Source organism: Chitinophaga filiformis (assembly GCF_021646545.1).
In the GTDB taxonomy this organism is placed as follows: domain Bacteria; phylum Bacteroidota; class Bacteroidia; order Chitinophagales; family Chitinophagaceae; genus Chitinophaga; species Chitinophaga filiformis_A.
Genome location: NZ_JAKIRP010000001.1, coordinates 1,266,875 through 1,288,084, shown reverse-complemented (window position 1 = coordinate 1,288,084; position 21,210 = coordinate 1,266,875). Strand labels below are relative to the sequence as shown.

Sequence of the window (21,210 nt, the reverse complement as noted above, 5' to 3'; positions counted from 1 at the left end):
AAACCAGTTTTAGAGTATTAAAGCTGGATAAGGTCATTGTCGTTCAATCCCTGGTAACCGATAGTCACTATCTGTTCACCAGCCTGCAGTCCGGTCCTGATCTCCGCCTTATCATTGTAGGTACGTCCCATTTCGATCTCTCTTCTCTTAGCGATCATTTTACCGCCCTGGTTCTGGGCCATGATCACGTAAGGTTTACCCAGGGAATACTGGATAATGTTCACAGGTATTACTACAGCTTTTGGCGCTATATAATCCACGATCTTCAGACGAGCGATCATGTTCGGGCGCAGTGCAGGATCATTCTGTAAAGGTATTTCCACTCTGATGGTACGGCTCACAGGATCGATCACTTTTGAAGCAAAGCCTATTCTTGTACGCACCTGTTTATTGATATCAGGGAAGTCCAGTACTACCTGGTCGCCGGTTTTTACCTTGCTGGCATAGGCTTCAGCAACATTTGCCACAATACGCAGGTTGCTGCCATTCACTACACGGAAAGCAGGGCTGCCCGGAGCTGCATTGTCACCCAGCTTAATGATCACCGCATCTACGGTACCATTGATAGGAGATATAATCCTTGCCTGTCCCATCTGGTCCTGCAGGGTAGCTATTCTTCTTTCGAGTGATTCTTTCTGGTTCTTTGCATTCAGGTACTGCACTTCAGAACCGATCTTTTGATTCCAGAGGTTCTGTTGTTTCTGGAACATGGTATTGGCCAGGTCCAGCTGTGTGCGCAGCTCAGCCATATTGGCTCTCAGTATCTGGTCGTCTACCTGTGCCAGCGCCTGTCCTTTGGATACAGACTGGCCTTCTTTTACGTGTATAGCAGTAACAATGCCAGGCACTTTGGAAGAAACGCTCACGTTCTCTCTTGCATCAACGCTTCCCTGTACATCTATGTAGTGTTCAAATACAGTATCTTCTACGGGGGTCACTACCACTGATTTCTTCTTGGTTGCGGTAGTATCTGTTTTCTTTAAGCCCTTCTCCAGTGTGGCGATCTGCTGTTTCAGATCAGCCTCCTGCTTTTTGAGTTCCGCCAGTTTAGCCTCAGGCGAAGGCTCGCCGCAAGCGGCCATAAGAGTGATGATCAACAGAGCGGGACGATATATCTTGGACATATAATAAAGAGTTAATAGTTAGTTGTAGTATTGGCTTACAATTTTCCGTACGCTTTCAGATAATCCACTTTCGCGATCGCAGCATTGTACAGTGCATTGAAATAATTGTTCTGTGCAGTGAGCAGTTCATTTTCTGCGGTGCTCATTTCCAGACTGGATCCTACCCCTTCACGGTATTTGATCTGTGTAGTATTGTACACCTCCTGTGCCAGTTGCATATTACTTTCCTGAGCTTCCAGTGTCAGGATATTATTTCTGAGATTGGATGTGGATTGCGCCTGTTCCATATCAATACCCAGCTTGGTATCCTCCAGGCCGATCTCAGCTTTCTTCAGCTGCAGGAAAGCCTGATCTTCCTTACGTCTGCGTTGAAAACCCTGGAAAATAGTGAACGACAGGTTTACCCCATATCCCACATATCCATACCAGGTCTGGCGGTCAAAATAGTTGAACACATCACTTGCACGGCTCATACCGGCTGTGCTGAACAGGGATAGCGTTGGCAGTACTCCCAGCTTATAGCGTTTCAGATCGTATTCATACGCTTTCCGCTGTGCCTGCAGTAACTGGTATTCGATGCGCTGTGAATAGTCGAAGTGTTCTGCAGCTACGGCCGATTTGATCTCTGCAGTAGTGAGCGTATCTGTCAGTGTGATAGGTTGCTGGATAGCCATTCCCATCTGATATTTCAACGCAGCAATACCTACTTCTGTTACATTACGGAGCTTGGTTTCTTCCGTACGCAGGTTAGTGAGTTGCACTACCAGCCTGTCTACATCCAGTTTCTCAGCAAGACCGTTTTTATAGATCTCTCTGGTTTCGCCCAGTAGTTTTTCGAGATTGGTGATGTTATTGGTAAGGATGTCCAGGGCACGACGTGCGGAAAGCACATTATAATATGCCTTATACACATTCACCTTTACATCGATCTCAGATTTCTGTACGCTTTTAGCGGCAAGCTGTTCCAGCGTTTCACGGGCCTGCAAAGCCACCAGTACACTGGGATCGAACAACACCTGTTTCAGTGTAATTTCGCCGATCACATTGAACTTCAGTCCGAATGAGAATGGCACCAGTGTACCTTTAGGTACAGTGTCGCTGAAGTTGGATGCATCGATCAATTGTTTCTGTACAATTGGGTTATGCTGGAAGGTACCTGAACCAGCCAGACTGGGTAGGGCCATGCCGCTTACTTCTTTGTTCTTGGCCAGCTGGATGAGTTCATCCAGTTTAGCGTTACGCACAGTAGCCTGGTTGGCCAGTGCGTAGTCTACTGCCTGTTTTATAGACAGCGGGATATTTTCCTGCAGCGGTGGTTTTGCGGGCTGCTGGGCCATCCCATAGTGAAAAATAATCAGCAGCAGTAATCCGGTCAATCCTGCGTGCTTTTTGTCAAGTTGCATAAAGGTCATTGGTTTATTTCTGTAGTTGTAGTTTGTTCTCTTCTACACGTTTATATCCTTCAGGCGATACCAGGCCATACAGGAAATGCTCCAGCACGATACACTGCACTTTGCTCATATCATATTTCCCGTAAGGAAATATCTCCGGCTGAAAGCATAACATTGAGGTAGCCATGCGGTACTGTGTCATAATTCCAATGTCAAAGTCTGACCGGTACAGTCCTTCACGCACTCCTCTCTCGAGATTCTGTCTTACGGTTTTCTGCATACTGGTGTTCATATACTCCTGGAACACCTGGTAAGCCCTGGTATGGAATTTCTGAAGATCGAACAGGATAATCGGGTTCATGTTACGGAAACTCTGGTCCATCATTTTCATGACCAGGAACAGTTCGTCAATTGCGTTTGAGGCTTTTTCCTGATTCTCATTACACTCTTTATCCATCCGGTTGAGGTAACGGCTGATAGCATGTACTACCAGTTCGTCCTTATCAGCAAAATGTGCATACAGGGTCTTTTTGGATACTCCCATGCGTTGGGCAATATCATCCATAGTGATCGAGCGTGTTCCGAATTGACAGAACAGACTGAATGCAGTATCCAGAATACGTTCCTGTATTTCCATTGGTGATTGTATGTGCGTTGTTGTTCTTGGTTTTTTCTTTACATCCTGATAATGGCGGTTGTTTCCTCCGTCCTGGCTTCATAGTTTTTGGTGGTTCTCCAACTGATTTGCGATGCTGGAACAAAACTATGGAAACTTTTTAAACCGCAAAAGTTTCCAACTTAATTATTTTTAATATAGTTATCCAGTAGCAGGAAACTCGTCGGTCAAATCATTGTTTTCCAGCTTTGTACAGATCCGCTCCAAAGGATAAAATAAACGATGTAACTTTGACGCCGTCAGATAATCAATTTCCTGGGGTTCCCGGATTATTCACGTATTTGCATTTAAATTATATGTCTCCTAAAAAACGTCTTAAGCTTCTGGCGGCCCGCGTATTACGGTATTTCTTCCAGGGCTTACTGATACTGGCCCCCATTGGCGTTACCGCGCTGACACTGTACTGGGTTTTCGTTACCATCGATAATATTATTCCCAGAGACCTTTTACCTCTGGAAACTCCGCTACGGTACCTCCGCTATAAGGGAGTGGGGTTTGTGCTGGTGCTGGCACTGGTGATCGTGGTGGGTTACCTGAGCTCCTCCTTTATTGTGAGCCGCATTTTCGCGTTATTTGACCACCTGCTGGAAAGAACGCCTTTCATTAAATATATATATACCTCTGTTAAGGATGTCTTTGATGCTTTTGTCGGCGAGAAAAAGAAGTTCGACCATCCGGTGCTGGTACAGGTTTACGGTGTGGATGTATGGGAAATGGGCTTCATTACGCAGGCAGATGTGTCCAGTTTGGGGCTGGAAGGATATACAGCAGTTTATGTACCTCATGCATACGCCATCACGGGGAAAGTATTTATGGTGCCTGTCAGCAAGGTAAGACCGCTGACCAATGTCTCAGCCGGAGAAGCTATGAAGTTTGCTGTGAGCGGCGGTGTGACAAATATTGAGGTGCATGAGAAAAAAGAAGCGCACGCTTAATCTCAACATTTTTATCTAATATTATAAACGGAGCCTCCTGGCTCCGTTTTTTGTTACCCAAACATGTAAAGATGATCATACACCAAATCTGCTGGACGATAAGTCTGCTAACACTCCTTTCCCTTCCTGCTCATGGCTGGGGATTCTTTGCACACCAGCGTATTAACCGGCTGGCCGTATTTACATTACCTCCGGATATGCTGGTATTCTATAAACCCAATCTGGAATATCTCGCGTTGCATGCCACAGATGCAGATAAAAGAAGATATATCATTCCGGAAGAAGGGCCGCGCCATTACATAGATATCGATCATTACGGCCAGGCGCCTTTCCCCGAACTGCCCCGCTCCTGGCAGGAAGCAGTACTGCGTTTTACGGCAGATACCCTGAACAGGTATGGTATCCTGCCCTGGTATATCGGACAGATGATGTCAAGGCTCACACAGGCCTTCCGGGAGTGTGACGCAGACCGGATCATGAAGCTCAGCGCCGATTTGGGCCATTACGTAGGCGATGCACATGTTCCATTACACGCTTGTTCCAATCACAACGGGCAACTGACAGGGCAACAGGGTATCCACGGTTTGTGGGAATCCCGAATCCCCGAATTGATGGCAGATAGAACATTCAGGTACTGGACAGGCAAGGCGGGTTACATAAAGGATATCAGTGCACATACCTGGCAGATCGTGCTGCAAAGCGCCATGGCAGCCGATACCGTGTTGAAGGTGGAAAAGATGTTAAGCGAAAGGTACAGCTCCGGCAGGAAATTTGCGTACGAAAAACGCAATGGGAAACTGATTAGAAATTACGCGACAGCTTATGTCAAGAGCTACCATTTTTTGTTGGGGGACATGGTCGAACGTCGTATGAGGGACGCAATCAGCACAACTGCCAGCTATTGGTATACCGCCTGGGTCAATGCAGGCATGCCAGCCTTAAATAAGCTTCAGCACCGTAAAGTAACCGATGAGCCTCTTCAGCAACGGGCAACGGAGATGATCGGCAGACAAGAAGGCTAAAAACCTATCCTCAATTAATTTCGATTTTAAAAAAATATAAATTATCTTTGTTAGTACTATCTTTTTAGCCTTATCCTACACGCGTTCAGCATCATAAGTGAAATGCCATACTTTTTTTTCCATTCCTCTGACAAAACCAAACAAAGTGGAACAAGCAAACAATTTATTTAACTTAGAACGACCTATGAAGGTGCACAATTTTAACGCAGGGCCTTCCATATTGCCGAATGAAGTGCTGTACAAGGCCAGTAAAGCTTTGATTGACTTTGAAGGTTCAGGAATGTCAATTTTAGAAATAGGGCATAGAACACCGCTGTTTCAGGCTGTACTGGATGAGGCAAAGGATCTTGTAAGAGAGCTGATGCAACTCGATGACGACTTCGAGGTGCTTTATCTTCACGGAGGTGCAAGTACGCAGTTCATGCAGATACCCATGAACCTCCTTGAAAATGATGGCACGGCATCTTACATCGATACCGGTGTATGGAGCAATAAGGCGATCAAAGAAGCCAAATTATATGGCTTCGTAGATATAGCTGCCAGCTCTAAGGACAGCAGCTATAATCACATCCCCAAACAGTTTAATATTTCCCCGAAATCTTCGTATCTGCACATTACGACCAACAATACCATTTATGGTACGCAGTGGCAGAAGATCCCGGAAACAACTGTTCCACTGATTGCGGATATGAGTAGTGATATCCTGAGCCGCCCCATGGACTTTAATAAGTTCTCTCTCATCTATGCAGGTGCGCAGAAAAACATGGGCGCCGCCGGTACTACACTCGTTGCAGTTCGTAAAAGCTTATTGGGTAAGGTGAGTCGCAAGATCCCTACCATTCTGGATTACCGCAATCATATCGAGAACGGTTCGATGTTAAACACCCCTCCCGTATTTGCTATCTACATTTCCATGCTCACACTGCGCTGGCTGAAAGACCAGGGTGGCGCTGTTGCGATGGAGAAACAGAACGAAAAGAAAGCAGCACTGCTCTACAGCGAGATCGATCAGAACCCGCTGTTCCGTGGTACCGTACAGAAAGAAGACAGGAGCCGTATGAACGTATCGTTCATCATGGATAAACCTGACCTGGAGGAAGAATTCCTGAAATTCTGTAAGAAAGAAGATATTGTAGGCATTAAAGGACACCGTCTGGTAGGTGGTTTCCGCGCCTCTCTATACAATGCCCTGCCTTATGAAAGCGTAGAAGTACTGGTAGAAGCCATGAAGTACTTCAGTCTGAAAAAGGCATAGTAATTTAGTATATAGTAATATCATATAAACGAAGGGTCCTGTTCAGCACAGGGCCCTTTACTTTTTTCAGCAAACTAAACACAGGCAAGTACTTAGACGGGAAAAATTAATTAGTTACTTTTGCGGCCTAACAATTTTAATATCATGGCAATCATCAGACCGTTCAGAGGACTAAGACCTACTCCGGAACTTGCAGACAAAGTAGCTGCACGCCCTTACGATGTGCTTAGCGCAGCAGAGGCCAAAGCAGAAGCTGCCGGTAACCAGTACTCGTTTTACCATGTCTCCAAATCGGAAATTGACCTTCCGGAAGGTACCGATGTATACAGCCAGGCTGTATATGATAAAGCCGCAGAGAACCTGCAGAAATTTATCAAAGAAGGCACCCTGTTCCAGGATGATGCTCCCGCCTACTACATCTACCGCCTCATCATGAATGGACGTACGCAGACAGGGCTTGTATGCGCATCTTCCGTATCTGATTACAATCAGGGTATTATTAAAAAACATGAATTTACGCGTCCTGATAAAGAGCTGGACCGCATCAACAATATAAAAACCACCCGTGCGCAGACAGGCAACGTGTTTCTGGCATATAACGACGTTCCTGAAGTGAACTCCCTCATAGACCACTGGATACATGCCCATGCACCGGCATACGACTTCACTGCCGCCGACGGCATCCAGCATACGGTTTGGGTAGTGAATGAAACTGCCGCCATCAATGAAATCACCTCCCTCTTCGCTTCCAAAGTACCGCACACTTATATTGCCGACGGCCATCACCGTGCAGCGTCAGCATCCCTGGTACAGAAAGAGTTTGAAGAGAAACAGATGATCTCTATGGATGATCCTGCCAATTACTTCCTGACAACTATATTCCCTGCCAGCCAGCTGGTGATCCTGGACTATAACAGGCTGGTGAAGGATCTCAACGGACTTTCCAAAGAGGCATTGCTTTCCCGCCTGGAATATGACTTTACGGTAGAATCTATTGGTCACCTGCCACAACAGCCCTCCATGCTGCATGAGTTCAGCATGTACCTGGAAGGCACCTGGTACCGCCTGGTAGCGAAGGAAGGCACCTACACGACAGATCCTATCGGCATCCTGGATGTAACCATTCTTTCCAATAATGTCCTGGACAAGATCCTGGGTATTAAAGACCAGCGTACCGACAAGCGTATCGACTTTGTAGGCGGTATCCGCGGTCTGCAGGAGCTGGTGAAAAGAGTGGACAGCGGTGAAATGAAGGTCGCTTTTGCCCTTTATCCGGTTACCATCCAGCAGTTGTTCGACATCGCTGACAGTGGCAACGTAATGCCTCCGAAAAGCACCTGGTTTGAGCCTAAGCTGCGTGACGGGCTTATTTCTCAGATGATTTAAGTTTCTTTACCATACGTTACAACGCCTGCCGGGAAGTATCCGTACTTCCTAGCAGGCGTTTCTGTTTAAAGTATGCTTTAAATACCAATCAGCGTAAAACCGCCAACCTGCTAATAAGAGCTGCCAAGGGGGATCTCCGGGTATGTATTCGCTTTCACTATACTACGACTATAGTACCATCTATAGCTTATAGGCTCTCTACTATAGCGTTATAGCCACTATTCTATAGCCCTGGCTATAGAATAGCAGGCGTAACGCAGGACTACAGCGCCTATAGGTATAGCGCCTCAGTATAGTTGTAGCGAAGTCGTACCGAAGTGGTAACGAAGACGAACCGGGGATCAAACTTCTATTTGACCAGGTACAAGCAATGCTTCTCCTATGTCCAACTTACGTTCATCTTACGTCTTTGAACGTAGCATCAACGTAAGATGGACATAGGAGAAGCATTGTTATATCCTGATCTAAACGAAGTCAATACCCGGAAAAGGTAAACTTTCAGGACTAAGACAACGTACACATGAGTTGCATATGGTTTGCATATAAGATTTCAGGGCACGCTCCGCCGTTGAGACGAGAGAGAGAATAATTAGGGAGAAACAACAAACGTCATCAACAAAGCATAATAGGACTCCGTCAGGAGTCCCAGTGTTTGTAGCGCGGGGTTTCAACCCCGGGAATTGTTTATAACGGGTTTTCTCCCGGAATGTGTTTGTAGCGCGGGATTCACCCCCGGGAACCTGATATTATTTTAACACAATTCCCTATTCGAACAGTATTCGAACTAGCAACGAAGACGCGACGAACTAGCATCGAACAAACACCTGAGTTAATCCGGTAGTAAAAGGCCCCGGAGCAGCCCGAGAGAACAAGCAGAGAAGACGCAGAGAAGAAACAAAGCTTTCTCCCAGTCCTTCTGCGTGTTTGGCACATTTTTTCTTTATTTTTACAGCAAACGTCTGACAGGCATGAATATGAGGGCATCTTTATTGAAAATGGGCTTATTTGCAGCCATATTATTTTCATCTGTAATAAGTGCGTCCGCCCAGGATGCGCAGGAATTGTATACGACAGCTAAAGGATTTATACGCGACGGCGACTACTCCAATGCCATTCTTGTATTAAACCAGGCATTACAACAGGAGCCGGACAACATAGAATTCAAGAAACAACTCGGTTTTGCCTATTATCTCCAGGGAGATATGAACAAGGCCAGGAATATCATAGAGCCCTTACTGAACAAGAAAGAAGCCGACGAACAGACTTTCCAGATAGCCGGAAATATTTATCAATCGAGGCAGGAATGGAAAACAGCGCAGAAGCTGTATGAAAAGGCGTTGCGTAAATTCCCGGAAAGCGGCGAACTGTATAATGACAACGGACAGTTACTCATGTTCCTGAAAGTATTTGAAGGAGGTATGGGCAGTTACCTGAAAGGCATAGAAAAAGCGCCTAACTTCTCCAGTAACTACTACAACGCTATTAAGGCTTATGCGTACATGAACAACCCTGTGTGGGTGATCATTTACGGAGAGATATTTGTGAACCTGGAAAGTTATACGGCACGCACTGCAGAAGTAAGGACGCTCCTGCTGGATGCTTATAAATCTCTGTACAATGATCCCAGCCTGCTGACGAAGGCCATAGAAGAGGTGAACGAGCAGAAAGGCAAAAAGAAATCAGGCGCAGACTTCATCAACTCCTATAAAGCCTCTATGGGCAAACAGGCCAGTGTGGTGATGTCAGGCATAGATCCTGAAACGCTGATTATGCTGCGTACACGTTTCCTCCTGGACTGGTACAACTTTGCCGGCATAAAGTTCCCGTACGCACTGTTTGACTTTCAGCGCAGCCTGTTGAAACAGGGCATGTTTGAAGCTTATAATCAGTGGATCTTCGGCCCGGTAGCCAATCAGCCGGCCTACAGAGCCTGGACCACCATGCACAAAGCAGAATATGATACTTTTCTGCAATATCAACGTAATCACCCATTGAGACTAAGACCGGACGAATACTACAATGACAACAAGTTTTCATTGGTGAGGTGATTGGACCAATAGCAGGTAATCAATCCACAAATTCCACATATGTTTAACATCAAGCACCAAAACACAATTGAAAGCGCCGTAAAGGCGAATCATGAACGGGCATTCTATTCTCAGTACCCGGAACACCCCAAAGCCTATGGCGAAAATGCAGCAGAACAGGGCGAAGCCCGGTATAAAGAACTGCTGCAGAAGCCTTATAAGCAATTGCTGCAAACAGGAGAAACTACCTGGGCGGGAGAAGAAGTGTCTCCTTTCACCCAGGAATCCCTGGGCATCACCTATCCCCTTTTCACGGCAGATGAACTGGTGACGAGGGCGATGACTGCAGCTCCGCAATGGCGTAATACACAGGTAGACGTACGTGCTGATATCCTGGTAGAGACCCTGGAAAGCATCAAAGAGCGCTTCTTCGATATCGCGTATGCCACCATGCATACTACCGGCCAGAGTTTCATGATGAGCTTCCAGGCATCCGGCCCTCATGCCAATGACAGAGCGCTGGAAGCGATCGCTATGGGTTACCATGAGGGTAACCGTTACCCTGCTTCCCTGATGTGGGAAAAACCCATGGGTAAGACCTCCCTTCAGCTGAAAAAACATTTCCGGGCTATTCCCAAGGGCGTAGGACTGGTGATCGGGTGTTCCACTTTCCCGGTGTGGAATTCACTGCCGGGCATTTATGCTGACCTGGTAACCGGCAATCCAGTGATCGTAAAGCCACATCCCAAAGCCATTCTGCCAATTGCGATTGTGGTAAGCGCTATACAACAGGTATTGCAGGAAAAGGGCTTTAGTCCCAATCTCTGCCAGCTGGCGCCAGATACTTCCGCAGCACCCATCACAAAAACGCTGTGTGAACATCCGGGCATTCAGCTCATAGACTACACCGGCAGCAGCCAGTTCGGAAATTATGTGGAATCTCTCCCTAATAAGACTGTTTTCACAGAAAAAGCCGGGGTCAACTCTGTTATACTGGACAGCGTGGCAGATATTGACGCTGTAATGCAGAACCTGGCATTTTCCGTGTCCCTCTATTCGGGGCAAATGTGTACCGCCCCGCAGAACTTTTTCATCCCCGCACAGGGTATTACCACCGCCGCAGGGAAACTTTCCTTTGAGGAAGTGGTACAGAAGTTCAGAGATGCTGTTGTAAGCCTCGTAAACAACCCTAAAATGGGCGCAGGTACACTTGGGGCCTTACAGAACGAAAACACGCTGGAAAGGGCGCATAATGCCGGTAAACTGGGTGCGAAAGTAATCCTCGAAGGACAACCACTGGTAAACGAAGAGTTTACCCGTGCACGTGGCTGTACACCTGCCATACTCGAAGTAGGCAGTGCAGACAAACACATCTTCGAACAGGAATTATTTGGCCCGGTTTTGTTACTGATAAAAACGAAGGATACCAATGAATCTATACAGCTGGCCCGGCAGATGGCGCAGCAGCATGGGGCCATTACCTGCGCTGCCTATACAACCAGCCCGGAAGTGAAAGAAAAGATAACCGAAGAGATGAATAGCGTATTTACACCAGTATCATTTAACTTTACCGGATTCATCTGGGTAAACCAACACGCGGCATTCTCTGATTTTCATGTGACAGGAGGTAATCCTGCGGGAAATGCGAGCTTCACCAACCCGGAATTCATACTAAGAAGATTTGTGTGGGTAGGGAACCGGGAAGTGGCCGGTAGCTGACCGAATAATTTGTTTATGAAATATATACTTTCCATCGTGCTGATCATTTTTGTGGCTGCCTGCGAACAGGCGCCCAAAGCTGATAAAGCAACCATTACAGAAGCTCATCCGGTAAAAGAGAGCGAAGGAAGCCCATACCAGGTAGACACCGTTGACAGCGAAATTCAGTGGATAGGCACCAAGCCTACCGGTAAACATGTTGGCCTTTTTAAGATACAGGAAGGTAAACTTTTGGTGAAAGACACTGCTATCACCGGCGGAAACATCATTATCAAAATGAATTCCCTCGAAAATATAGACCTGTCTAAAACAGATACCACCCTGAAACGTAAACTGGAAAACGAGCTGAAAGGTCCGCTGTTTTTTGACGTGACCAAATTCCCGGTAGCTACCTTCGAAATCACCAGTGTGTCTGATTTTGCTCCTTCTGTAGGGAATGAAGTATTAATGAAGAACGCAAATTATACGATACAAGGCAATCTGACCATCAAGAATATCACTAAAAACATCTCGTTCCCTGCTATCATCAAATTTGAAAAAGGCGTGATAACAGCCATGGCCAATTTCAATATTGACCGGACCCTCTGGGGAATGACCTACAGGGCCGACAAGTCTATGCAGGATAAGCTGATCAATTCTGCAGTGAATATTGAGTTCAGGCTGAAAGCGAAGAGATAACAGGAAGTAATTATAAATAACAATGCCGCGAAGATCTCCGCGGCATTGTTATTTATAATTACTTCCTGTTATTATTTCTTCTTCTCCGCCCTGAACCTGCCATTAGGCTGAACGGATGTCAGACCGGTCACCTCTCCTTTCTCATTCACACTGAATTCTACTGTAAAACCTTTCAGATCTTTCAGGCTGAATTTATCTTTTTCTACAGGCACCAATGTGTAGTCTGTTTGTCCGGGTACATCCAGCATCAACTGATCTTCTCCTTTGATATGAACAGTTGCTTCCATCCCACCGAACAAATATATACCGATGTACTTCTGTAATGTTGCTTTATTAAGAGGCAGGGCTTTTGCTGTCCTGTTAAATATCACAGGATCTTTTACGCTAAGATCAGCTTCTGCACTGGCGATATCACCATTGATATCTGCGTTAAACTTTACTTTTGTGCCGCCCTGGGTACTATCAATCCCCGTTTCTTTATCTACGGTATATGTCTGAAAAACATCGTAGGACACGTGTTTCAGATACTCCTTGCTATCTGGCAGCAATGCGAACAATGAATCGTTCTGTACAATCACTTCGAACTTACCAAAAGCGTTGCTGGTATAGTTACCGGCATAATCCTTCAGATCTTCACGGATTACATCTGCACCTTTCACTTTCGCTACAACGGTATCTTTCTGTTTAACGTCCTTCTGCTTGACCTTCATTTCATTCAGCTTCTTTACCGCAGTGTCATTCCAGGCAAAATACTTTGCGCCCAGCAACCTGTCTGAGAATATATTTCTGAGAAGATAAGGCACACGGGAACCATTCTGATTGCTCAATATGATAATACCGATACTGTCTGATGGATAAAAGCAGGTACTGGCGGAAAATCCGTCGATATTACCACCATGTTCCACCTGGTAATGCCCGCGATAGGTAGACATACTCCAGCCCAGGCCATAAGTACCTCCGTATATATCAGGCAGCTCTTTACCGGGCCGTCCACCACCAATGGGCATCTGTGCGCTGGTAGCTTCAGTTACATAAGCCGCAGGCAATACCTGTTTTCCCGATAATTTACCGCCATTGATCCAGGCCATCACCCACTTAGCCATGTCATTCACACAGCTGTTGATACTGCCGGCAGGACCTATTACATTGATGTTCTTATACGGCATCTTTTTAATGACACTGTCTTTTATGACATCATATCCCAGCGCGGCATCCTCCACTTTGAAGCCGTCTATGGAAGTGGAGCTATGATACATACCAAGACTATCAAAGAAGCGTGTTTTGATATTTTCCTCCCAGCTTTTGCCGGTCAGCTTTTCAGCCACAACACCTTGTGCCATGAACATGAAATTGTTGTATTGCCATTTGTACCGTAGTTGTTCATTCGGCACCATATACCGGATGCGGTACAAAAGGGAATCGCGCGAGGAAGGGCCGAACAGGTACCATGACAGGTCATAGCGGGACAAGCCCGTACGATGACACATCATATCACGCAGGGTGACATGCGCATTCAGATCGTCATTGTTGAATACCAGTTCCGGGAGATACTGACGTACCGGGGTTTCAAAGTCCAGCTTCCCCTCCTGCCGTAATACACCGAGCAGGCCGGAAGTAAAGGCTTTGGTACAGGAGCCGATAGCAAAAACGGTATTGGGCGTAACGGGCAGTTTTTTCTCATAATCCCGGTAGCCGAAGCCTTTGGAATAGATGATCTTATCTTTCTCCACGACGGCGATGGCCACACCGGCGGCATGCCAGTCCTGCAATACCTTCTCCACGATCTTGTCTATACCGGCAAAACGTTGTTGCTGCTGTTTATCAATAGTTTGAGCGCTGGCGTACAGGGAGGCCAGCAAGAGGCTTAGATACAGGCTAACTTTTTTCATTTTGGGTGTTTAGTTAGCCTAAAGTAACAAAAGATTACTTAAATCCGTAGTTCTTCATAACGTGGATGCCAGCTGCTCAGGCAGACACGGCCTTGTCTTCATAAATCAGATGTGAAAAATCGCATAGTTTACTCAACAGATTACACAGTTCAACACCATGTTCGGTCAGTGCGTAGGTCACTTTGGGGGGCATTCCCGGGAACTGATGACGGGTAATTAATCCGCTTTTCTCCAGGGTTTTCAGCCTGTCTGATAAAATATGATCGGTAATGTAGGCCAGCTCTTCACGGATACCGGAAAAACGGTTATTACCTTCCTCTATGCAAAAGAGGACGTCTGTAGTCCACCGACGGCTCATTGTAAACAGTAGCTCATTCAGCGGACATTTACTTTCCAGGTAAGACTGGTTCTGGAAGTTTGATGAATTCGTTTTTCTTTCAGCCATATACACACAATTTTTGATACGATTCCCTCAATTTACTGCGATTGTCTTAGAAGTCAAAGCGGTTTTGGATGGATGGCAGACGGCCTGAAGACGCTTCATTCGTATCTTTACCCAAAACAGCATACCCTGACAATAAAGCGGCCCTTAGGCCCTTGTTCCGGAAGGAATAGCAGGCAGGCATTATCTGTGCAGCAAAAATTGAATATGATCCGTTTGACGTTAATTTTTATCACTTTCCTGGTATCCCTTTTAGCCGTCTTTAGAGCGCCTACCTATCACTTATGGTTGCTGGCAATTGGTGTGGCCGAATTTGCATGGGTATTTATCACAATCACCTTTGTGTTGCTGGTGGCGGGATTTCTTACCGCCAAATACCAGCTGGCAGGTACCATGCTGGGAATCATCACCCTTTTGATACTCCTTTCCCCGATTTTCAGGGCTTATATAATTGCAAAAGACCTGCCTGTGGCAATGGATAAAGCCCTGGGGGAAAATGATCATGACAGCGGTACACCGCCGTTTAGTTTTCTGACCATGCTGACAGACTATCCGCAGCAGCCGGTTGCGTCGAAAACGCTCCCTTATCGCAAGGACGATCTGCCTTCTTCCACACTGGATTTTTATCCTGCGCAACAGGCGGGCCTGCGTCCCTGTGTGATCGTTATACATGGAGGCTCCTGGAGCAGTGGCGATAGCAAACAATTACCCGAACTGAATAATTACATGGCACATGCGGGCTACCATGTAGCGTCTGTTAACTACCGGCTGGCCCCTGCTTATCGTTGTCCGACACCTATAGAGGACGTATACGCAGCCTTGGATTACCTCCGCGAACATGCGACAGCCCTTCAGATAGACACCAGCAACTTTGTGCTGCTGGGCCGTTCCGCCGGAGCACAGATCGCACTACTGGCGGCATACCGGCAAAAAGTACCAGGCCTGAAAGGCGTCATTGATTTCTATGGCCCGGCGGATATGGTGTGGGGATATTCATTACCAGCCAATCCCTGGGTGATGGATTCGCGTAAAGTTTTAGAGAACTACCTGGGAGGGACTTATAACGCCGTTCCTGCCAATTATGCCGCCAGTTCGCCAATAGAGTTTGCGGACAGACATGCGGTGCCTACGCTCATTATACATGGAGAGAACGACGTACTGGTGGCTTATGAGCACAGTATCCGGCTTAATAAAAAATTGAAGGTCAATGGTGTTAAACATTTCTTCCTGTCCCTCCCCTGGGCCACACATGGATTTGATTACAACCTGAAAGGCCCGGGAGGACAGTTGTCTACTTATGCGGTGGAGAGGTTCCTGCGGAATGTGACGCGCTGAGATTTAGATATTTGAGAAGTCCGGGAAAAGTTCCCGGACTTTTTTTATAGTACTTTTATGCAATTTGACGTTTATGCGCATCCTATAGCTATGAAACGAAACCGTCCTTTTACCCTGACACTTCCCCAACCCTGTTCTGAGAACTGGGAAGAAATGACGCCCACCGAAAAAGGGCGCTTTTGCCTTAACTGTCAGAAAACAGTGATCGACTTTTCAGCAATGGGTGACAGGCAGGTCGTTGAGGTTATTAACGGCACACAGGGACAGGTATGTGGCAGGTTTTATCCACAGCAACTAAACAGGGAATTTGCAATAGCAGACCAAAAACGCACACCATTCATTCCCATTGCCGCTCTTGTTTCGGCACTGTATTTTTTTCTGCCGTCAGCCAGGGCACAGCGTGTATCGCAGACTGTACCGCATCCGGCAGGTGAAAAAGATGCAGGTATAGCTCCTCTGATAAGACAACCAACAGATACGCCGACGGTTTTGAGCAGGACAAACGCTCTCAGGACGATTATTGGATTTGTCTATAGTTCAAACAAGGAAGCCCTTCCTGCGGTTACAGTAATGACACTGCCAGCAAATGAAAGGATCGGTACATTGACAGATGTAACCGGGAAGTTCAGATTGACGGTACCAATCACATATACAAAAGATACGCTTTTACTAAAAGTTGCCTATATAGGTTTTGAAGCGCAGACATTCTGCTTATCGCTATCAGAGGAAAACCACCATATTGAGGTATATCTGGAACCCGACACCAGAATATTGAGTGTGCCTGTGGTTACAAGAAAACGGTCTTTCTGGGAAAGACTAAATATAAAATCTCTCTTCAGATAAGCTATCCCTTAAATATTACTTGTATGAAAACACAAACATCAATCATCCTTTCAATACCGCAGCCCTGCCATGAATCATGGAATGAAATGACGTCCGTTGATAAAGGACGATTCTGTCAGCGTTGTCAAAAAACAGTGACCGACTTCTCAGCATTAAGTGACGCACAGATCATTGAGTTACTGAAGAGTAAACAGGCTAGTGCATGCGGGCGCTTTACTGCCAGTCAGTTAAACAGGGTAATTAGTGTACCGCTTCCTGAAAAGCGTCGCAAACCTTTTATATCCGTTGCCGCTGTTATTGCTGCATTGACCATTACAATGCCATCTGTGAAAGCTGCAACATCAATGAATAAAATAGAGCAGACAGCAGATCAAGAGAACAAGCCCGCACCAGGCAATGTCAAAGCTGAGGGCTCAGCAGGTTTCATTTCAGGAATAGTAAAAGCAGATAAGGATGGTCTGCCACTGCCATACGCAACTATAAAAATAAAAGACAGACCTATTGGAACAGTAACAGATCAATCCGGAAAATTCACACTACGGATACCTGATGATTTCAAGAGAAAGGTCATAACACTTGAGGTAAGCTTTATCGGTTATGAAAAGCGAAGTATAAAAGTGCTGTTACAAAAGGATCTCAAACCACTTGATATACGTCTTAATGAAGATAAGACCAGGTATGGCCAATATGGTATCCATTTCAATACCGATGATAAAAAAGGCCAGTCCTTATGGGGGAAATTCAATAGCGCCATGAGAGGTATTTTTAGTTAATACTCTAACACGAAATCAATATAACAGCTATACAGACAGCTCTTTGGTGAAAGACCTAAACCGCAACTCTTTATTTATTCATAAAGCTCAGCTTTGACTACTATTTTGATATGAAAAATTCTTCATGTATACTATCCATTCCTATACCTTGCCATGTATCATGGGAAGCGATGACACCCGCAGATAAAGGTAAGTTCTGTCAAAGCTGCAAGAAGGTAGTAACTGATTTTTCGAACATGAGTGATAAAGAAATCATTTCTTTCCTCAACACTAACAGGGATAACGTTTGCGGCAACTTTAGTCAGGCGCAACTGAACAGGGAGATCAGAGCGTCTGATGACACAGGCAGGAAACCGTTCATATCTATTGCAGCAATTGTGGCGGCGCTCACCATATCTGTACCATCCGTAGCCAGAAGCAAGGTGGAGAAAATATACGTATCTCCTGACAGATCTGATACAACAATATCATCACAACAACACACGGCCAGGCTATCACAGATAACAGGCATCGTAAATGATCATACCGGAGACATTCTTATCGGCGCCAGCGTAAAATTAGATACACTTTTGGTAGGCACTGCTACCGACGATTCAGGTAGATTTGAACTAAACATTCCTTCAGGTTTTACGGAGCAAACGGTCAAATTGATTATTTCATATGTTGGTTTTCAAACGCAGGAAGTCATTGTCTCACTAACAGCGAATGTAGACACAGCAGATAGCCCACTAGTGTGTGTTACTATGGAAGCCAATGTGAGAGGCGGGATCAAAAGAGCACCGCTGTCATACCGTATCAGGCACAAAATAATCCGTCTATTCCGCTAAGACAAATCGAGCTTACAAACTCAATATGATTTAACACATATTAGTCAATGAAAAAATCTTCAGTCATTATATCCATCCCTACCCCCTGCCATGAATCATGGGATGCGATGACACCCGCAGATAAAGGCAGGTTCTGTCAAAGCTGTCAGAAGACAGTAACTGATTTCTCAGGCATGAGCAATCAGCAGATCATTTCATATCTCAAAAGTAGACGAGGTAAAGTTTGCGGACGCTTTCACGCAGATCAATTAAACAAAGAGCTGAGCATGCCTGCTAACTCAAAGAAGCAACCTTTCGCATCAATAGCTGCTATGGTTGCGGCGTTGAGCATCGCTATTCCGACTGTGGAGGCTAAAAGCAAAGCAGAGAAAATACAACTGGCCCCTGAGAGATCAGGTATAACACCTCAGCAAACAGATACCCTGCCACGTATAAGAGGCATTGTGATAGACAGTATAAGTAAAGCTGTTGTTCCGGGAGCAATCATCATACTAAAAGGGCAAGAACCATATACCTTAACAGACAGCGCTGGAAAGTTCGAGCTCCAAATTCCTGAGAACTGCAAAGACAAACCAGTTACGCTGAAAGTAAGACTCGGTGAGGATGTTTCAAAGGAATTTGTCGTTTCAGTGAATGATACCAGATACCTGGAGTTTCCATTGCAAATCAGTAACCCCGCACTGAGAGATGCAACGTTTATGGGAGCAGTTGCCCACATAGAAGCGATGCCGCTGACTCAGAAACCTAACGCCTGGCAGCGTTTTAAATATAAAGTGAGCAATTTATTCCGTTGACGTCAATGCAACGTCATTCATTCATTAACATGTAAACATTTAGTTGCGTTTACTGTTGATGTTAATATGAAAGAAGCCCCAATTATTATATCGCTTCCGAAGCCTTGTCATGAATCCTGGGAAGAAATGACACCTGCAGAGCAAGGTAGGTTCTGCCGGAGCTGCCATAAAACAATAATCGATTTTTCCCGCATGAGCGATAGACAAATCATTTCGCATCTTAATAATAAAAAGGAGCCGGTTTGTGGCCGCTTTTCAGAGGAACAACTGAACCGGCAGATCAATATACAGGATAGTCGCCGTCGGCCCCCCATGGTGCCATCAGCAGCCCTGATAGCGGCGCTGGCCTTCTCCATTCCTCCCACTCGGGCTCAAAGCATACAGGAGAAAATAGCGTTGATGGCAAACAAATCAGACATAACATTAGCTCCACAACAGCCAGATACCATACAGAATAACATAATTGGTATAGTAATAGACAGCACAGACAACTCCGTTCTTCCTGCAGCAACTGTCATAATAAAGGGATACAAAATTGGAACGAAAACAGATAGTTCAGGCAAATTTGAGTTGAAGGTTCCTGATTCACTTACCGAAAAACACATTACATTGCAGGTGTCGCATGTCAATTTTATAACCAAAGAACTTACTGTTCCATTAACCAACAATGTGCATCACATTCAAATGACAAGACTACATGACATACCTCAGGGCTTTATAAGGCCCTTGGGAATAATTGTGTCAAGAAAAGTGACTTTATGGGAACGGTTAAAAAATAAAGTAGGGATGCTATTTGACTGACCGACTTACTAATTATAGATGGACATTTAAATGCGCTAATCATTAATTTTATTTATGAAAAAAAAACCATTCGTCATATCCATCCCAAAGCCGTGTCATAAATCATGGAATGAAATGACGCCTACTGAGCAAGGTAGATTCTGTGAAAATTGTCAAAAAACAGTGATTGATTTCGCCGGTATAAGTGATCAGGAGATCATTTCATTCTTCAATAATAGAAAGGATAATGTTTGTGGTCGCTTTGTATCTACGCAATTAGACAGGCCGCTACTACCTCCTGTCGCAAACAAACGCTTTCATAAGCCTTTTGCGGCAATCATCACATTTGTAACGGCACTGACGATTATGATACCTTCAGCCCGCGCGCAAAAAAAGACGAGCAAAGCCCCGGCTGCTCCGGAGAAAAACGCTGACAAAGGCACCAGCATTGCCAGTTCAAATGCTTCATCGTTCAAAAGACTCGAAATCTCGCCAATAAATGCAAGCGGAAATTGTCAACCTAAGGTCTCAGATACTTTGTCGGCTATCCCTTTATCGACTGTCTCTAAACCAACGCCTGATTCCAACTGCGTGCGCATAATACTGGGAGGTGCAATGATACCGGGAATCAAAATACTAAGAGAAGAAAGCCTTTTTCAATCGGTTAAAACGAGCATAATTGACTTCTTTTGATAGCCCGACACCAATCACTTCCCGTCCGGCACAAAATTAATTTCCACTCCTTCCTTAAAAGTCACATACACTCTCCTCCACGGATCATCATCGATCAGTTCCCACTTATGGCCAGTGCCATATGTATCCATAGCAATCAGCACATCGCCGGGTCTCAGGGTAAACTGCTCGCCCAGATAAGTCTCAAATAATAAAGTGCCGGATAAAGTAATGACATATTGAGTGGTTGGCGCAGGGTGCCAGTCATAGGTAGAACGAGGGGCTGTTTCGTTGAACATGATAGAATCTGCATCTTTTACATCCCGGTGTGTTACTGTCCCTGCTGTAAAATGAGAATGTCCGTCTTCGCCTGTGTATAGCTTATATGCTCTGATCATAGTTCTTATATCCTGTTTTCAGGCACAAGATAGAACTGTTAAATCTAAAGTTTTGCTAAAATCGGGAGCATGCTTCATACGGCGGAACCTGTCAAAACTGCGCTCTTGCAGGAAGATGAGTAGCGGAGGCACACACTGACACATAATTGATTAAGTCAATATTTTATCTGATTAATAATCAACTAATAGCAAAGTAGCATTTCTTCAAGCGACACCCTCATGATTGACGATGTCAAACATGTAT

At 45.5% G+C, this 21,210-nt stretch carries 20 protein-coding genes; 14 read left to right on the top strand and 6 right to left on the bottom strand.

Annotation, left to right across the window (positions count from 1 at the left end; translation table 11 throughout):
* Positions 1 to 17: 17 nt before the first annotated feature.
* The 3 genes from L3C95_RS05365 to L3C95_RS05355 are packed head-to-tail and all read right to left on the bottom strand — an operon-like array spanning position 18 to position 3,152.
* A complete protein-coding gene (locus L3C95_RS05365; protein WP_236385748.1) occupies positions 18 to 1,124 on the bottom strand; it encodes an efflux RND transporter periplasmic adaptor subunit in 1,107 nt (368 codons plus the stop codon).
* Positions 1,125 to 1,159: 35 nt separating this feature from the next.
* Positions 1,160 to 2,527 (bottom strand): TolC family protein, encoded by a 1,368-nt coding sequence (locus L3C95_RS05360; RefSeq protein ID WP_236385747.1) that lies wholly within the window; start codon positions 2,525 to 2,527, stop codon positions 1,160 to 1,162.
* Between the two features lie 13 nt (positions 2,528 to 2,540).
* Positions 2,541 to 3,152 (bottom strand): TetR/AcrR family transcriptional regulator, encoded by a 612-nt coding sequence (locus tag L3C95_RS05355; RefSeq protein WP_236385746.1) that lies wholly within the window; start codon positions 3,150 to 3,152, stop codon positions 2,541 to 2,543.
* 335 nt (positions 3,153 to 3,487) lie between these two features.
* On the opposite strand from L3C95_RS05355, the gene L3C95_RS05350 reads away from it, so the two are divergent.
* From L3C95_RS05350 to L3C95_RS05320, 7 genes are all read left to right on the top strand, one after another.
* Positions 3,488 to 4,126, top strand: a complete 639-nt coding sequence (locus tag L3C95_RS05350; RefSeq protein WP_236385745.1) for a DUF502 domain-containing protein — start codon at positions 3,488 to 3,490, stop codon at positions 4,124 to 4,126.
* Between the two features lie 71 nt (positions 4,127 to 4,197).
* Positions 4,198 to 5,148, top strand: a complete 951-nt coding sequence (locus L3C95_RS05345; protein WP_236385744.1) for a zinc dependent phospholipase C family protein — start codon at positions 4,198 to 4,200, stop codon at positions 5,146 to 5,148.
* A gap of 184 nt (positions 5,149 to 5,332) precedes the next feature.
* Positions 5,333 to 6,403 (top strand): 3-phosphoserine/phosphohydroxythreonine transaminase, encoded by a 1,071-nt coding sequence (serC, locus tag L3C95_RS05340; protein ID WP_236385743.1) that lies wholly within the window; start codon positions 5,333 to 5,335, stop codon positions 6,401 to 6,403.
* 144 nt (positions 6,404 to 6,547) lie between these two features.
* Positions 6,548 to 7,789, top strand: coding sequence for a DUF1015 domain-containing protein (locus tag L3C95_RS05335; protein ID WP_236385742.1), 1,242 nt, complete (start codon positions 6,548 to 6,550; stop codon positions 7,787 to 7,789).
* Between the two features lie 968 nt (positions 7,790 to 8,757).
* On the top strand, positions 8,758 to 9,837 hold the full coding sequence (locus tag L3C95_RS05330; RefSeq protein WP_236385741.1) for a tetratricopeptide repeat protein: 1,080 nt from the start codon (positions 8,758 to 8,760) through the stop codon (positions 9,835 to 9,837).
* Positions 9,838 to 9,876: 39 nt separating this feature from the next.
* Positions 9,877 to 11,535, top strand: a complete 1,659-nt coding sequence (gene paaN, locus L3C95_RS05325; protein ID WP_236385740.1) for a phenylacetic acid degradation protein PaaN — start codon at positions 9,877 to 9,879, stop codon at positions 11,533 to 11,535.
* Between the two features lie 15 nt (positions 11,536 to 11,550).
* Complete coding sequence (locus L3C95_RS05320) at positions 11,551 to 12,213, top strand: YceI family protein (RefSeq protein ID WP_236385739.1); 663 nt, start codon at positions 11,551 to 11,553, stop codon at positions 12,211 to 12,213.
* Between the two features lie 71 nt (positions 12,214 to 12,284).
* On the opposite strand, the gene L3C95_RS05315 is transcribed toward L3C95_RS05320, so the two are convergent.
* Positions 12,285 to 14,102, bottom strand: a complete 1,818-nt coding sequence (locus L3C95_RS05315; protein WP_236385738.1) for a serine hydrolase — start codon at positions 14,100 to 14,102, stop codon at positions 12,285 to 12,287.
* 76 nt (positions 14,103 to 14,178) lie between these two features.
* Positions 14,179 to 14,547 (bottom strand): winged helix-turn-helix transcriptional regulator, encoded by a 369-nt coding sequence (locus L3C95_RS05310; protein WP_236385737.1) that lies wholly within the window; start codon positions 14,545 to 14,547, stop codon positions 14,179 to 14,181.
* 204 nt (positions 14,548 to 14,751) lie between these two features.
* On the opposite strand from L3C95_RS05310, the gene L3C95_RS05305 reads away from it, so the two are divergent.
* The 7 genes from L3C95_RS05305 to L3C95_RS05275 all read left to right on the top strand — a co-directional run bounded on the left by L3C95_RS05305 (position 14,752) and on the right by L3C95_RS05275 (position 20,589).
* On the top strand, positions 14,752 to 15,879 hold the full coding sequence (locus L3C95_RS05305) for an alpha/beta hydrolase (protein WP_236385736.1): 1,128 nt from the start codon (positions 14,752 to 14,754) through the stop codon (positions 15,877 to 15,879).
* Between the two features lie 90 nt (positions 15,880 to 15,969).
* Entirely contained in the window at positions 15,970 to 16,722 is a 753-nt protein-coding gene (locus L3C95_RS05300) for a carboxypeptidase-like regulatory domain-containing protein (RefSeq protein WP_236385735.1), read from the top strand.
* 23 nt (positions 16,723 to 16,745) lie between these two features.
* Entirely contained in the window at positions 16,746 to 17,495 is a 750-nt protein-coding gene (locus tag L3C95_RS05295) for a carboxypeptidase-like regulatory domain-containing protein (RefSeq protein WP_236385733.1), read from the top strand.
* A 236-nt stretch (positions 17,496 to 17,731) separates the two neighbouring features.
* On the top strand, positions 17,732 to 18,322 hold the full coding sequence (locus tag L3C95_RS05290) for a carboxypeptidase-like regulatory domain-containing protein (RefSeq protein ID WP_236385732.1): 591 nt from the start codon (positions 17,732 to 17,734) through the stop codon (positions 18,320 to 18,322).
* 47 nt (positions 18,323 to 18,369) lie between these two features.
* Positions 18,370 to 19,116: a carboxypeptidase-like regulatory domain-containing protein gene (locus L3C95_RS05285; protein WP_236385730.1), complete on the top strand. Its 747-nt coding sequence runs from the start codon at positions 18,370 to 18,372 to the stop codon at positions 19,114 to 19,116.
* A 66-nt stretch (positions 19,117 to 19,182) separates the two neighbouring features.
* Positions 19,183 to 19,917: a carboxypeptidase-like regulatory domain-containing protein gene (locus L3C95_RS05280; RefSeq protein WP_236385728.1), complete on the top strand. Its 735-nt coding sequence runs from the start codon at positions 19,183 to 19,185 to the stop codon at positions 19,915 to 19,917.
* A 54-nt stretch (positions 19,918 to 19,971) separates the two neighbouring features.
* Positions 19,972 to 20,589: a hypothetical protein gene (locus L3C95_RS05275; RefSeq protein WP_236385726.1), complete on the top strand. Its 618-nt coding sequence runs from the start codon at positions 19,972 to 19,974 to the stop codon at positions 20,587 to 20,589.
* Positions 20,590 to 20,603: 14 nt separating this feature from the next.
* Here the strand turns inward: L3C95_RS05275 and L3C95_RS05270 are convergent, their stop codons facing one another.
* Positions 20,604 to 20,966 carry a hypothetical protein gene (locus L3C95_RS05270; RefSeq protein ID WP_236385724.1) on the bottom strand — a complete coding sequence of 121 codons (363 nt, stop codon included), beginning with the start codon at positions 20,964 to 20,966 and terminating at the stop codon, positions 20,604 to 20,606.
* Positions 20,967 to 21,210: the final 244 nt, after the last annotated feature.